Raw genomic sequence first — 14292 nt, forward strand, 5'->3', positions numbered from 1 at the left:
TTTAGCTTGCTGACGCGCGGGCGGCAGCCCGAATAAGTATTTGAATAGGTGTCTGAGGTTATCGTCACCGATAATGTGAATGCCTTTCGCGCTTTTTAAATATTAGAAACCTTATTCAAGGTTTTTTGCCAGATTGCTGGCGGCAACCAAGGGGCGGCTACCGCCGACCGCCCCTTGGAACCCCTCGGCGCACCCGAGCATCACGCTATTTCCTTCAATGCACAATTGATGTGAACGTAAACGGCGAAGATAGGCCATCCATGGCCTAGTTCCGCCTTATCGCGCATCCATGCGCGACATTACTCATCAATTGCTTATTTTCAGGGCGTGATGACGGGGGAGGGTGTTAAACGTGAGATTAGTGTTTGGTTTTGGAAAGAAACAAGACTTGACCCTCTGTATTTCCTCTAGGCTGGGTAGAGCGAAACGAAACCCAACAATTCACAAATATACTCACTCGCTCAAAAGGCAAGAGTATATGTTATTAGTTGTAGGCGTTTAGCTTGCTGACGCGCGGGCGATAGCCCGAATAAGTATTTAAATAGGTGTTTGTTATCATCACCGATAACGCGAATACGTTGGGCACTTCTAGAAATTAGAAACCTTATTCAAGGTTTTGTCGCGCTGGCGACGGCAGCCAAAGAGGGGCTGCCGCTGCTCCCTCTCTGGACACTCTCAGCGCCACCCGAGCATCACGCTATTTCCTTCAAACCACAATTGGTGCGAACGTAAACGGCGAAGATAGGCCATCCATGGCCTAGTTTCACCTTATTGCGCATCCATGCGCGACATTACTCATCAATTGCTTATTTTCAGAGCGTGATGACGGGGGAGGGTGTTAAACGTGTAATTGGTGTTTGACCTTGGTAAGAAGTAAGTCCGTTTTAACGTACTTCTAAGTAGACATAAAGTGAATTATTTTTTACGTTTTTTACCTGTATTACTTCGATTAATTTTTAAACCTAAAGCATATAAGTATACGTATGCAACTTGATATTTCTTTAACCTTTCATCACTAATTAAAATAAAACCACTATTAATCAACATGTTTAAACCTTTTAGGACTGTTTCTGTTGATGCTTTATTAGGTGTTTGGTAAGATTTTTTAAACTCTTCAAAACTGAATGTTCTTTGGCCTATTTTTTGTATATTTACAAATAAATCTACGCATTCTGGGTACTCTGCCCTATATTCGACAAGCTTATGTTCTGATACCTTTTTAAGTATGCTGGTATTATTTTTAGAGAAAGATGTAAGCAGATGTTTTTTATTTGTACGGTGACTCAAAGCTCTTTCATGTTTTATACTTTCAGACATAAATTTATATATTACTCTTGGAGTAATTAATCCTTGAGCATCAGCAAGGCGGGTCATTATCCATTTATCCATAGATGGTCTATTTCCAGCTAATTTCCGATCAAATATTAGATACATCGCAGCTCTAATTTCATCAATATCATCAAGGACTTCATTTTTGACTGGGTTTTTAGTTTTAACGATACCGGATAGATTAATAGCTTCTAACTCATCCCATGATAAAGCAGAAATAAACGTATTAAGTATCAAAGATAAAATCTCTTTTTCACTCCACTGCAACTCATATTTATTTAAATCTAAGTGTGTTTTATTTTCAATTGATAATGTTGAAAATATATCATTTCGTAGTAATATTTTTGATCTTATTTGACTAAATTTATAAATATTATCCTGCCAGTATGAAACTAAAGCTGTAATAAATATTTGTCGATATTCGGTATCTGAAAAACCAATATCAAGCTCATCGTATACTAATGTAATTGATTTGTCTGATTGATATAGTTCTATATTTATTGACTTTAATCTTTCATCAACAGATATACCTGTCTCTGGAGTATTGAAACTTTCGACTATGTTGTTAATATCATTAAAGTATTTACTTGTTGTCTGTAATTGATTTTCTAGTTGGAATAATGTTAAACATTTCCAAAAGCGTTTGATATCAAGTATTTTGTTTACTGATTTTTGTAAAATTAACGACAAATGATCTTGGGTAAGGTCATTTAGGATAGGTTTTGAAAATCCTGCTATGTATGAATTATTTTTAGTGTTTAGTTTTTTTAAAATAGCTTGATGAGGTTTAGTAAACATTTCAAAAAGGGTTGATTTCCCACTACCTTTAGCACCTAAAATTAAAAATATTTGCTCATTTACAATTTTAGATAAATCTTCTTTCAAATAGAAAAACTTACTATCATCATCATTTTTAAACTGTTCAGTTCCAGTAAGACGGGAGAATACATTTTCGAGCTTTTTAAAAATAGGATCTAAATTTACTTCATCTATGACTTCATCATTTTTTTTAATTAAAGATAATCCATTGTTTTTTAAATTTAATCTATCTCCAATGACATTAATCAAACTGGAAAGGTAAGTATCCTTCTTTGCTTTAGATATTTCGAATTGAGTGGAAACAAAGTTTTTAAAGTCATCTATGTTACTTTCTAACAAAATAGGGTGGAAAGGAATCGGAATTATATGATCTTTTGAAAAGGCCTTAAAATTATCACTTAAATAATTTGAGAGTGCTTTTTCTTTAATACTTCTAACATCTGAGCTAGAAAATCGTATAGTACTATTCATAATAAAATTATTTTCATAATTACCAATAGAATTTAGTACTACGTTTAAGCCATCTTCATTTTGCTCTTCGCTGTTAAAAAACAGCAGATTGGTACCAGATATATCATTCAATACTAATCCATTTGATTCATTGATGCCTGCACGTAAATCTATAAAAATAACGTCTGGTTTTAGAGTGCTGTTAATATGCTTCAGTAATTTTATAAAGCTATTACTATAGTTAGTAGAATTAAAATCAATCTTTGAGATTTTATCAATGTAACTTGTAGTATCACTATTTATACCTGATGGAAAAATGTACAGATTGCCAGAACTGTTACTAACTTCGCTTTGGATAAAATAATCATTTAGTTTGGGTTCATCTTCCATGTTCAAATCAACTAAGTAATCTAAAATCCCTGACTTTCCGTTTCGCTCAGAGCGTTCGAAAAACATACTCGCAATACCAGGAGCTTCAAAGTCACAATCTAATACGGCTACTTTTTTTCCTATCAAATAGTAATAATATGACAAATAAGCAATAGTCGAGCTTCTCCCCATTCCTCCTTTAAATGAATATCCTGCAATTACATTATCAAAGCTTTTAACTGTGGCTTTTCTGTGCCATTTAATATAACTAACATTTCTATGGACTATTTGGTTTTCGTTACAAATAGACTTAATTTCATTAATTAAAAACTCATCTTCGTCTGTTTCAATAATAATTTCTTGAATGTGCTTACTAAAAGACTTTTTCAATTCATTAATTAGGTTCTTATCATTTAGGCTTAGTAATATTACATTTTTACCAATTGTATTGTTTATAATCCTATAGTTGATATCGGGATACTTTTGAATGCACTCTTGTATCTTTTTTATAATATTTAATAATTTCATGATAATACCCCTTGAATTCTAAGTTCTATTAAAGCTGTTTTTAACTGGAGTATCTCTTTCTGAACCCTCTGACAGAAATCCATATCACCCCATATATTGACACTATATCTATGATTAACATCCCAACTTGACTTGTCATCAGCACCATCTTGACCTACAAGTAGGGCTTCTGGGTAAAGAGGATTGCTTTCATGTAATATATCTGCAATTTCAGGATGAACAGATGTAATTCGCTTAAATTTGTTTAAAAATTTAGTTTCACCAACATGGCCATAAAAACGAGTTTCACCATAATTGAGTAATAGCACTTTAATATAAGCTTCTAAAACATACCCAGCTAAATATACACTTCCGTGATTACTGTTATTGCAATCATTAGAAAATAATATTGAAGAGTTAGCTTGCATTCTCATTGCAACATCATAAAACTTCTTTTTATCTACATCCATTTAATATACGAACCATATTATAGACAATAAGCTATTACCATATAGTATATACATTTGAAAAACAAAAAGAAAATTAGTAAATTGTTAAGTGAAAAAGTAAAGAGGAGTAAATCTAGATTTCATAATTTAAGTGGCTAAATTTATAATTCGGAAACCAATGAGGTCAAATTCTGAAGTAAAAAGTTAAAGGAGTCACCCATTAGAAAATTCCGGTCAAGCAGGCAGCTGTGTTTTCTTGATCTTTTTATTCAAAAAACCAAGTGTTTTTATTATTTAAACTCAATGTAAATTTGACTACGCACTGTACCTTATACAACGAGTAATGACGTCGATTGGTGTGAATATGTACCGTGGCTTGAACAAAGAACTCCATATAAATTAGTCCCTTGGCTTGCCCCACAGTCATCGTTTAGTGCCAATATCGACCCAAACAACAAATATCTTGAAATTATACTTTTAATCTCTATTATTACACTTAACAACACCCCTCCCGCTACCCGTAAGCTCAGCGCCCTGCGAGGGGTTAATTATTTCTATAGCATGGTAAAAGGATTTAGCCTTCATGCAGATCCCCAAAGCCCCATAACAACTGTGCAGCAAGTCGACTTTTAGTGGAACCAAAGGCGCCAAATTTTGACTACATATTAAAGGTTTAGATTTATAGTTTGTCGCTCATTGAGTTAATTACTATGTCTTGAACACTGCGTATAGAATATAAAAATGCGTTTACCATGTGATTAACTGTGGGAGAGTTAGTTATAAAAAAGGGCAATATTATTGCCCTTTATTATGCACTTAAACTAGTCGTTATAAACTATAGCGCTACTAAGCTTTGCTCTAGCATTGCCTTTATTTGTTTTACTATTTTAGCTTCTGTTTCAGGTTCGAATTGTTGTATACGTGGGGTATGAATATGCCCTGTAGGTATACTTGAATTAAGCGCATCGCGCAGGCGAATACTTCGGTACGATATTTCGTTAGACAGGTAACCACCGCCGCCGCCATTTACCGCAATACTATTTTTAAGCTCGCCGTACGAACCTGCTTTATAGGTTTTTTCAAGCGTGGTGACTTCGTGATTGTCGATAACTTTATAAGTGCCTTTGGCTTGTTGCATGTAACTTACAGGCAAGCTAAATTTTACAAACTCGTTGCCAGGGAGTGGTCGGCCATTAAGCTTTGGTATTACTGGGCTTGTTTGCGTTCCGCCATACACAATATTGGCATTATCGGGGGCGGTTACACTGCGGCGTTTACCTGGAAAGTGCTCTAAATCAAACTCTGTTCTGCCCATACTTACGGTTACTACCATGTCTACATTATTAAGTGCGTAGTAGGGGGCAAGTAGCGATTCTATTATTCCTTGATCAAAGTCTTCGTAGCGCACAGGCACCATAACGGTGTTTATTTCTGCGCTCACGCCGTTGTAATTAATAACTTGGCCATCGAGTAATAACGCCGCAACACCTGAGGGGTTACTTTGGTTTATATTTCTATCGAGTAAAAATGGGTCAAAGCCTGTAAGTAATATTTTTTTAGTACTGCCTGATGAAAAAGCAAGGTCGGTACGTCCTCTGCTGCCTTCTTCAAGTAAGGTTAGTAAAGTATTTAGTTGAGCCTGCGTAATTGAAAATTTAGGTGACGTTGTGCGTATTACTTTGCTTGAAAGCAGGCGCGCCCAGTAGAGCTCTCGGTCGTCGTAATTGTTGGTTTTTACTATGCGTTGCTTGGCGTTTTCCCACAGTTCAAAGCTAAAGCTTTGCACTAATATTTTTGCACTTTTAAAGTTATTTAATTCTTTAAATTGTTGCTCAAAACTTGATATTTCTGGGGTAAATGCATTTAAAACATTTGGCATTGCTGATTGGGCTTTGTTGATACGCTGTTCTTCAACAGTTAAAGGGTTACTTAAAACAGCGAATGAAGAGGCAATTAAGCTGGTCGCTAATAATACTTTGATCATAATACTCCTAAGATAAAGCTATTGTTTTATGTGTAATTTACTATCCTACTATTGCTAACTTAGGGCAACCAATTAACGTTGAATCGACTGATATTTGCTTTTGCCGTGCATTAGTATTGTTTAACGGCCAATTAGTATCATCGGCTAATAAAAATCCCTGAGTCAAAAATTGATCTTTATAGGTACTACTTTAAGCTCTAATAAAAGTAAAAAGCCGTTACAGCAATGCAACGGCTTTTCATTATAGTTTTATGCGCTTCGGCTACACGAGCGAAAGGCCTTATATCCCTTTAAAACCCTCTATTAATCGTCAGGTCCTTTTAAGGTAAACACTAAATGTTTACGCATATCTTTTAAAATCACGCCCTTTTTAAGCATTGCGCCGCTTAAGCGTTTTTGCCACTTTAATAAGTCAGGCTCTGCGGCCGCTAAGGCTTGCTCGTTTTCAAACTGAAAGCACAGCAGTAGTGTACTTGGAAATAAGTGGTATTCCACATCAAACCAGCATTGCAGCATGCCTGGGAGCTCAGCGCGGCCTTGTTCTTCTAATTTTTCAGCTGTGTTAAGTACAAGTGCTTGCTGCTTTATTTGCACTGCAGAGAGTTTTTTCATTATTAAAATCCAAGTTAGCGGCTAAAAAATGCAGCCGGAATGTGGGCATTATACGCAAGCTTGTAGGCAGGCAACAACTTTGAAAGAGAGTTAATGTTTAATAGAGTGTATCTGCTTAAAATCTAGGAGGCCCTGTTGGAAGGCGCCTTTGGCTTTTTCAACCTACGTAGGTCGGATAAGCGGCGCAGCCGTGCCATCCGACATTTTAAATTTAACCACAGAACCCCGGTTTGGATATTAATATGTTTTTTAGCTCAATAGTTAAGTAACCTTAACTAGGCTTTAGCAAAGTTGCTTGCGACAACTGGGGATTGGTTGTCGCAAGCCGCCTTTAGAGCCTCACCGCATTACGATTAATACTTATAAGAGGTATCAATCGGGTCGGTTTATTTGGATCGGCGCTTATCTAGCACATAACGTACGGCCATTCTTGCAACACCCGCACCAATACCTGAGACCACTGCCCATGTAACGGCCTCTTTGAGATCGGTTTCTTCGCTTGGTCTATCTTTTGGGGCTGGTTCGTTGGTAACCTTTTCCCACGATTTTTGTAAAGTTTTCCTTGTTAACATACCTGCTGATGCAGCGGCCAGACCTATACCTATCGTCGTAATTAGCTGTTTATTACTCATATTACCCTCGATTATTTAGTTGTAGCGTGAGTTATCAATATGTAACTCTTTAAGTAAGAACAGTAGTACCAGCAATTTACATACCGATAGGTTGAGGAGCTTTTAAATTAGGGCGTTTTGTATTTGTGCAAATTAGTCGTTTAAAACCACGCTCACACCACACTTACCACAAGCTAAATAACCAATGTAGAGCGTGCGCAGCTCTGCTCGAAATCTTCTTTTTAGATATTAACCCTGCAATTTAACTTACCTTCTAGCCGGCTTATCGCACTCATTGCTGTACAGATAGTAAACACTCTTGCCCTATGCTTTAATATTAAAAACAAGGGAGGGCGTTATGAGTAAAAATCGATTTTTATTTAATAAATACGTTGCGGTAATGGCTGTGTCGGGCACTTTGGCTGCACCGGTAACTGTGCTTAGTAACGAGCAAGGGCCGCTAGTTGAGCAGCTTTGTGCTAGTTGCCATAGTTTAACTAACCTTGAGCGCAGTGCGGGTTATAGCCAGCAGGACTGGCAAACACTAATAAGCTATATGGTTGATACGGGCGCAGATACCGCGCTTAGTAAAGATATAAGCGCTTATTTAGCTGAGCATTATCCTGTTAATACAAAGCGCGAGTCTAAGGTTGTTGCGGGCGATTTAAAGCTTAGCTTTAAGTACTGGCAAGTGCCTACGCTTGGGCAGCGCGCTCGCGATCCGGTGCAAGGTAAAAACGGACTTATTTGGTGGGTTGGCCAGTGGGGTAATATTTTAGGCAGGTTAGACCCTAAAACCGGCGATATGAAAGAGTACACACTGCCAAGTGATACCTATGCGCACAGTGTGTCGCTTGATAAAAATCAAACTCCTTGGTTTTTAGGTAATAAAAATGGCACGGTTGGATATTTAGATTTAAAAACCGAAAAATTTAAAGTATATAAAATGCCCGATAAAAACGCCCGCGACCCGCATACCGGTGTATTTGATGAAGCCGGCATATTTTGGTTTACCCTCCAACATAGTAATATGATTGGCAAGCTAGACCCTACAACTGGCGATATTAAACTCGCTACTTTACCCACTAAAGGCTCACGGCCATATGGTATTAAGCTTGATTCAAACGGCACGCCATGGGTTTCGTGTAATGGTAGTAACTGTTTGGTTAAAGTTGATAAAAGCTCTATGGAGCTTAGCGAAATTAAACTCCCGGGTGCTAAAACGCATGCAAGGCGACTTGCCATTACGCCTGACAATATGGTTTTTTATGTTAACTCTGGTATGGGTAAACTTGGCCGCTATAATCCTAAAAACGGTAAAATAACGCAGTGGGATAATCCCAGCGGTGAAAACAGCCACCCTTATGCAATTGAATATGCAGATAACGCTATTTGGTTTAACGAATCAGCTAAACGCCCCGAAACCTTAGTAAGGTTCGACCTTAATACCGAAACCATGCAAAGCTGGCAAATTCCGAGCAAAGAGGGTGTTTACTCTGGCTTAATTAGGCATATGCGCATGGGGAATAATGGGCTGATTATTCACCAAACAGCGACTAACCAATTAGTTGAAATTACATGGTCTAAGTAATAATTTTAATTAATATATTTATATTAAAAACGGCATACCGCTTGTTAGTAAGTTTGTTTATGTGGATAGGAGTTTTTTACAAAATTTAGCAATTTTTACTCTAATAATAAGAGTGCTAGTACGGGGTTTTGTTTTATATTGTTGATTTTAAATGATAATTTACTTGGTTTGAGTTTTGCTTGGTAGTAAGTGTATTTTCTTAAATAAATAAAGGAGTTATTATGAGTACCGTTATTACTGGGTTATTCGAAAGTGCATCACAAGCAACACTCGCAATTTATAGATTAGAAGCTTTAGGTATTAATGAAGCTGATATTAGTATTGTAGCCAACGACTCATATGCAAAGGAAGATTTTGCTGTAGACGAAGGTACTAAAGCTGCCGAGGGCGGCATTATAGGCGCGGCTTCAGGTGGTATTCTTGCTGCAATTATTGGCGGATTTACTGCCGTAGGGACTGTAGCAACAGGTGGTACAGGCTTATTAGTTGCCGGTCCATTAGTCGCTGCATTTGCTGCTGGTGGCGCAGGCGCTGCAGTTGGTGGTACTTTAGGTGCCGCAGTTGGTGCGTTTATCCCCGAGCACGAAATTAAGTATTATGAAGATGCCATTGAAAAAGGCTCTATATTAATTGGTATTAAGTACAATAGTGACAACAAAAATGCTATTGAAGAAATACTTAACAATGCAGGCGCAAGTAACGTTTCTACAGCGTAACGTTAGCTAATTAATTAAAAAGGTGAAACTTGGTTTCACCTTTTTTTGTGCTCGCTTTTTAGTGCCAAGCAATAATACTTAATCAATTTGAGGGATTAAATATTACGCTAACTGCGTTAAAAACTTCTGATATAGAACAACTAAATAACGTAATTTTTTGTCATTAAAGGGACCCATATATAAGCGGATTTTTTTAAAACATGCTTTGATTAATAAATACCCCTTATAAATATAACGCGTGAAGAGTCTCTGTAAAAGACTTATTTAGATTGGCGCTTCTTTATTTTATAACGTACGGCCATTCAACCAACACCAACACTCGAGACTACCGCCTAAGTAATAAGGGCCTCTTTAATATCGTCTTTTTCACTTGGATTGTCTTTTTTGGTAGGGACGTTGGTAATCTTTTCTCACGAGCTTTGTAAATATGCCTCGGTTTTTACTTAATCTTTGAGTAAAAGTTAGCTCATTAATTAAATGGCTATTTAGTTAAAGTTATTTTAATCAATAAATTGCGACTAAAAAATACATAAATGTATGTTTGAACATAGGACTGGTATAGACATTGAAACTACTTATTTAATAGTCGCTTAATTTAGCGATATTGTTTTATTAATTTGATACTAAACCAGGAGATGATGATGAATTGTTTGCAGTTTGATTCAAAAACTAAAAGAAGTTTAAACCGCGTTTTAAAACCTGCTTTTGCAATATTATTTACCAGCGTGTTACTACAAAATAGTGCACTGGCTAATGTAAACGTTGAAATGCACCAAGTTACTAAGTCGGGCCAGGGGCAATTACTAGGCACTATTACACTAACAGAAAATGATCATGGCGTTGTTTTTTCACCAAACTTAAAAGGTTTAACGCCGGGGCAACACGGCTTTCATGTTCATCAATTTGCTAGTTGTGAACCCAAGAAAAAAGGCGATAAGGTAGTGCCAGGTGGTGCCGCTGGTGGGCATTTCGATCCAAAAGCTAGCGAGCATCATGATGCTCCTTGGGCTAACGGCCATTTAGGCGATTTACCGGCGTTGTATGTAAATGAAAGTGGCCAAGCTAAATCGCCTGTTTTAGCGCCAAGGCTCACGCTTGAAAAACTTAAACAACATGCAGTGATGATCCACGAAGGAAGTGATAACTATGCAGATGAGCCAAAGCCATTAGGTGGCGGTGGTAGCCGTGTTGCTTGTGGCGTAATTGAGTAAATATAAGGAGAAAGTTATGCCATATAAAAACCGTGATGAATTACCTGAGTCGGTAAAAAGTAACTTACCTAAACATGCTCAAGACATATATCAAGAGGCGTTTAATAGTGCATGGGAAACCTACAAGGACCCAAGCGATAGAAAAAACGACGACGACCGCGAAACCACAGCGCATAAAGTTGCTTGGTCTGCGGTTAAAAATAGCTACAGTAAAAATGACAATGGAAATTGGGTTAAGTCGAGTAACTAGTTTTGATCAAACTAACAACAAGGCTAAAGCATTAAAAAGCCGCCATAGCTGATATAGCGGCTTTTTATATACTCGTTTTATATTTGCGCTGTTTATACAATACTTTGCAGTATGTTTGAGTAAAATTGGTAAGCAAAACCATAAGTACTGCTTTAAACACGAATGTGAGTTTAGTTTAAATTTACGTTATTATTTGTTTGTATTAGCCAAGCCCGAGAACACTTTGAATTATTTAGCTCATCTTTATTTAGCGCAGCCCACAGCCGATTCTCACTTTGGGAACTTATTGGGCGACTTTGGTGGTAAAAGGCATGTAGAGTACTTACCAAATACGGTTAAAAACGGGCTCGATAACCACTATTTAGTCGATAAATTTACCGACTCCCACCGCGCAGTTAAACACGCTAAACAGTACTTTTCACCTGAGCGTAAACGTTTTGCTGGTGTGGCTATTGATGTGGTGTTTGATCATTTTTTAATTGTGCATTGGCAGCGATTTAGCAAGCAACCTTTAAGTGATTTTAAGTACACCAGCTATCAGCTTTTGAATAATCGCATACCTGTTATGCCGCCGCGCATGCAGCATGTTGTAACAAGTATGACTAAAAACGATTGGTTTAAAGAGTACGAAACCGTTGAGGGAATAGGAGTAGCACTTGATAATATTGCTAACCGCATCCGTTTTACTAATAACTTTGCGGGGGCGGCTGATGATATAACGCGTAACTACGACGAATTAGAAGCCGTGTTTTTAGCGTTCTTCCCGGAGCTAATTAAGCATGTAAGTGAGTTTGACCTTGAAAGCACCCCAAAAAATGACATAAAGCGCATTATTTAAAGTTTTCATCAATTGTTAACCTTTTGTGATAATTTAAGGTGAAAAAAACGCTACTCTAATACAAATTAATTTTTGAGTGTTTTTAATGAATCGCAATTACTTGGTTATTGTGAGCTTTGCTGTTTTAGCGGCATTTCAATCTGGTGCTGTATTGGCTTTCGACTTTGACTTAAAGTCGGTACGAACCACTATTTCAAACCCTAACACTAGTCACGCGTTAATATACGACGACTTGGCTGGGAGTAATCAAAAAACACTGTTTTCGTTAGAGCCCATAAACAATCAACGTGTGGGTGTGTTTTTTGATATTAACGACATTGAAATTGGTTATTCAGCCGATATTTTCGAAGATGATGTTGAAACAAAAACACAAGATATACTGCTTTCGTATAGAAAATTTAAAAATTCTAAAATCACATTTAACTATCAAACGCTTGAAGGGCTGCAAAGCACGGCTAGCAATTTAAGCGGCAATCAAACGGATCAAATTTTCTCGCAAAATACACGTTCAACCAAGTTTGAGCTATCTGGCCAACACAACTTCTATACCTTCAATAATAAAGAGTCTTTGTTTGAGCATTTTTTTCTTAATAGGCCAAAGCTAAGCAGCAAATTTGATTTGTCGTTAAGTATTGTTGGCGCGTGGTCTTTTAAGCATGTATCTCTTGAGAATAAAGATAATATTGTGTTTCAGGCTGATTTTTTAAATTCATCTGCACCACAGGTCACTAAGTTAATTTCTAATTCGTATGGGGCGAGTATTGGCTCGCTTTTATCATTTTCGTTACCGCATAATGTTCACGTATTTGCTGAGTACAAAGTAGGTAAGGGAAATATTCGAAATACAGACCCTGGGCTGGGGTTAAAAGATTCGGGCGGTGAAAAAGTTGAAGCATACGGCGGTGGAATTTCTTGGACTTCTGACAATAAAAAACTTATGGTTGTACTACGTGCGTGGGAGCAAACAGGCCGGCATATAGATACTTCTTTTGGTGATTTGTCAGTAATTAAGTTTTTTTAGTATTGAGCACCGAAATAGTGAATTTACCAGGAATACTATGAGTAATAATAACGCAGTACCTCAGGCTTATGTGAAGCAAGAGGAAGGTTATAGAATAAAAGCCTTAAGGTTATACCCTTGGGTATGCGGGCGTTGTGCTCGTGAGTTTGAGTACTCTAATTTGCGTGAGTTAACGGTGCATCATGTTGATCACAACCACAGTAATAATCCTGAAGATGGCAGTAACTGGGAGCTATTGTGTATTTATTGCCACGATAATGAGCACAATAAATACCACGAACATATTATGTATGGCGGGTCGACTACAGAGCGAAAGATAGAGGCTGCAACGCATTCTCCGTTTGCCGATTTAAAAGCGCTGTTAAATAAATCAAAGTAATATTTGAGCCACGTTAATGGTCAAATAAACAGGTTAAAATTTTATAACAGCGATTATTGGTTTAATAGTTATTGCAAAATATAAGCTTTAGCGACTATTTTCCATTCATTATCTAGTTTAGCTAATGTTAGTGCATCGTAAAAGCGGTTAGTAGAGCGAAATAAAACAACAGCTAAACGGTCGTCAACAATGTTCATACTGATAACTTCACCATCGAGGTTTCCACCTGCTGGATTTTTGTTTGATGCCCATTGGTTAAGTACACTGGTCATGTCTTTATACGACTTAATAACTTCTTTACCGTCGTCGTTTTTTACGACGCCAACCATTGTTGCGTGATCTGCTGCAAATGCGCGAAATAAACGCACTTTACTCGCCTCACCCTGACCCTGAAAGTAGTCGTTTACTGCGGCTTTTATCGCTACTTTATCAGAGGCTTGATCAGCCAATGTACTAAACGATAAAAAGGTAACACTTATAATAACTAACAACGATTTCAACATAAAACTCTCTACTGCTAATAATGAACAACGCACTAAATTTAAGGCTGCTGGTGTAAGCTAAAGCAGCCTCACAATATTATATTTAAATGAAACTTTGTTTATTAAAGCTCTTTTGCTGTTTTGTCTTTTATGTCAAACCAGTTTGAGTCGGCTGAATTAATAAAGCCAGGTACGTCTTTTAGCCATTGTTTTTGAACTGATTTATCAAGATTTAAATAAAGTTTGTTATCAACAATTTTGAACGCTTCTGGATCTACGTCAAATTTTTTCTCCATTGATACACCAAACGCACAAAAGCCACCAAATTGTGGTGCGTACTTTTCTGGATTCGCTCTAAATAAGTCGCGGTGCTTAGCTGAGGTGAATTTATAAATGGCATTTTTATGTGTTGCAGTATATTCAGAGCTGCCTGTTACTGCTTTGTTTTGGGTAAAGTAAGCAACGGTATCGTAACCACTAATTGCAATGTCGTTAACGTCGGCATTTGCGTCTATGTCTGCTGCAAAGCTTAGTGAATTTGCAAGGACTGATGCTGCAAAAAAAGCTGATTTAGTCAGTGTCGAAAATTTCATGTGTATCTCCAAAGGGTAATTTAATTAGTGTGTTTGTTTAAAACTCAACTGTACTTTATCGTTATTTTTTGGTTAATATGC

General features: G+C 37.2%; 14 protein-coding genes. 7 read left to right on the forward strand and 7 right to left on the reverse strand.

The window, feature by feature from the left end; translation table 11 throughout:
- Positions 1-915: 915 nt before the first annotated feature.
- The 5 genes from I6E72_RS11425 to I6E72_RS11445 all read right to left on the reverse strand — a co-directional run bounded on the left by I6E72_RS11425 (position 916) and on the right by I6E72_RS11445 (position 7151).
- Positions 916-3495: a P-loop ATPase, Sll1717 family gene (locus I6E72_RS11425; protein WP_197112349.1), complete on the reverse strand. Its 2580-nt coding sequence runs from the start codon at positions 3493-3495 to the stop codon at positions 916-918.
- Entirely contained in the window at positions 3492-3944 is a 453-nt protein-coding gene (locus tag I6E72_RS11430) for a hypothetical protein (RefSeq protein WP_197112351.1), read from the reverse strand. Before I6E72_RS11430 ends, I6E72_RS11425 begins: the two co-directional genes overlap by 4 nt.
- A gap of 814 nt (positions 3945-4758) precedes the next feature.
- Positions 4759-5907, reverse strand: a complete 1149-nt coding sequence (locus I6E72_RS11435) for a hypothetical protein (RefSeq protein ID WP_197112353.1) — start codon at positions 5905-5907, stop codon at positions 4759-4761.
- A 303-nt stretch (positions 5908-6210) separates the two neighbouring features.
- Entirely contained in the window at positions 6211-6519 is a 309-nt protein-coding gene (locus I6E72_RS11440) for a hypothetical protein (protein WP_007579961.1), read from the reverse strand.
- A gap of 386 nt (positions 6520-6905) precedes the next feature.
- Positions 6906-7151, reverse strand: coding sequence for a DUF4235 domain-containing protein (locus I6E72_RS11445; RefSeq protein ID WP_002958040.1), 246 nt, complete (start codon positions 7149-7151; stop codon positions 6906-6908).
- Between the two features lie 337 nt (positions 7152-7488).
- Between I6E72_RS11445 and I6E72_RS11450 the strand changes: the two genes are divergently transcribed.
- The 7 genes from I6E72_RS11450 (at position 7489) to I6E72_RS11480 (ending at position 13136) form a co-directional block, all read left to right on the forward strand.
- Positions 7489-8721, forward strand: a complete 1233-nt coding sequence (locus tag I6E72_RS11450; protein WP_197112355.1) for a Vgb family protein — start codon at positions 7489-7491, stop codon at positions 8719-8721.
- Positions 8722-8942: 221 nt separating this feature from the next.
- Entirely contained in the window at positions 8943-9437 is a 495-nt protein-coding gene (locus I6E72_RS11455) for a hypothetical protein (protein ID WP_197112356.1), read from the forward strand.
- A gap of 641 nt (positions 9438-10078) precedes the next feature.
- On the forward strand, positions 10079-10648 hold the full coding sequence (gene sodC / locus I6E72_RS11460; RefSeq protein ID WP_197112357.1) for a superoxide dismutase family protein: 570 nt from the start codon (positions 10079-10081) through the stop codon (positions 10646-10648).
- Between the two features lie 16 nt (positions 10649-10664).
- Entirely contained in the window at positions 10665-10898 is a 234-nt protein-coding gene (locus tag I6E72_RS11465; protein ID WP_197112358.1) for a ChaB family protein, read from the forward strand.
- A 223-nt stretch (positions 10899-11121) separates the two neighbouring features.
- Positions 11122-11736 (forward strand): acyl carrier protein phosphodiesterase, encoded by a 615-nt coding sequence (locus I6E72_RS11470; RefSeq protein WP_024590241.1) that lies wholly within the window; start codon positions 11122-11124, stop codon positions 11734-11736.
- 85 nt (positions 11737-11821) lie between these two features.
- Entirely contained in the window at positions 11822-12757 is a 936-nt protein-coding gene (locus I6E72_RS11475; RefSeq protein ID WP_197112359.1) for a hypothetical protein, read from the forward strand.
- Between the two features lie 37 nt (positions 12758-12794).
- Positions 12795-13136, forward strand: coding sequence for a YajD family HNH nuclease (locus tag I6E72_RS11480; RefSeq protein WP_197112360.1), 342 nt, complete (start codon positions 12795-12797; stop codon positions 13134-13136).
- 68 nt (positions 13137-13204) lie between these two features.
- Here I6E72_RS11480 and I6E72_RS11485 read toward each other — a convergent pair whose 3' ends face one another.
- On the reverse strand, positions 13205-13639 hold the full coding sequence (locus tag I6E72_RS11485) for a nuclear transport factor 2 family protein (RefSeq protein ID WP_165734604.1): 435 nt from the start codon (positions 13637-13639) through the stop codon (positions 13205-13207).
- Positions 13640-13740: 101 nt separating this feature from the next.
- Positions 13741-14211 carry a YHS domain-containing (seleno)protein gene (locus I6E72_RS11490; RefSeq protein ID WP_197112361.1) on the reverse strand — a complete coding sequence of 157 codons (471 nt, stop codon included), beginning with the start codon at positions 14209-14211 and terminating at the stop codon, positions 13741-13743.
- Positions 14212-14292: the final 81 nt, after the last annotated feature.

Source organism: Pseudoalteromonas sp. NSLLW24, from assembly GCF_015864725.1.
GTDB lineage: Bacteria > Pseudomonadota > Gammaproteobacteria > Enterobacterales > Alteromonadaceae > Pseudoalteromonas > Pseudoalteromonas arctica.

Excerpts from the sequence above, each read along its gene's own strand:
- I6E72_RS11425 (WP_197112349.1), bottom strand. The coding sequence starts at position 3,495 with ATGAAATTATTAAATATTATAAAAAAGATACAAGAGTGCATTCAAAAG.
- I6E72_RS11430 (WP_197112351.1), bottom strand. The coding sequence starts at position 3,944 with ATGGATGTAGATAAAAAGAAGTTTTATGATGTTGCAATGAGAATGCAA.
- I6E72_RS11435 (WP_197112353.1), bottom strand. The coding sequence starts at position 5,907 with ATGATCAAAGTATTATTAGCGACCAGCTTAATTGCCTCTTCATTCGCT.
- I6E72_RS11440 (WP_007579961.1), bottom strand. The coding sequence starts at position 6,519 with ATGAAAAAACTCTCTGCAGTGCAAATAAAGCAGCAAGCACTTGTACTT.
- I6E72_RS11445 (WP_002958040.1), bottom strand. The coding sequence starts at position 7,151 with ATGAGTAATAAACAGCTAATTACGACGATAGGTATAGGTCTGGCCGCT.
- I6E72_RS11450 (WP_197112355.1), top strand. The coding sequence starts at position 7,489 with ATGAGTAAAAATCGATTTTTATTTAATAAATACGTTGCGGTAATGGCT.
- I6E72_RS11455 (WP_197112356.1), top strand. The coding sequence starts at position 8,943 with ATGAGTACCGTTATTACTGGGTTATTCGAAAGTGCATCACAAGCAACA.
- sodC (WP_197112357.1), top strand. The coding sequence starts at position 10,079 with ATGAATTGTTTGCAGTTTGATTCAAAAACTAAAAGAAGTTTAAACCGC.
- I6E72_RS11465 (WP_197112358.1), top strand. The coding sequence starts at position 10,665 with ATGCCATATAAAAACCGTGATGAATTACCTGAGTCGGTAAAAAGTAAC.
- I6E72_RS11475 (WP_197112359.1), top strand. The coding sequence starts at position 11,822 with ATGAATCGCAATTACTTGGTTATTGTGAGCTTTGCTGTTTTAGCGGCA.
- I6E72_RS11480 (WP_197112360.1), top strand. The coding sequence starts at position 12,795 with ATGAGTAATAATAACGCAGTACCTCAGGCTTATGTGAAGCAAGAGGAA.
- I6E72_RS11485 (WP_165734604.1), bottom strand. The coding sequence starts at position 13,639 with ATGTTGAAATCGTTGTTAGTTATTATAAGTGTTACCTTTTTATCGTTT.
- I6E72_RS11490 (WP_197112361.1), bottom strand. The coding sequence starts at position 14,211 with ATGAAATTTTCGACACTGACTAAATCAGCTTTTTTTGCAGCATCAGTC.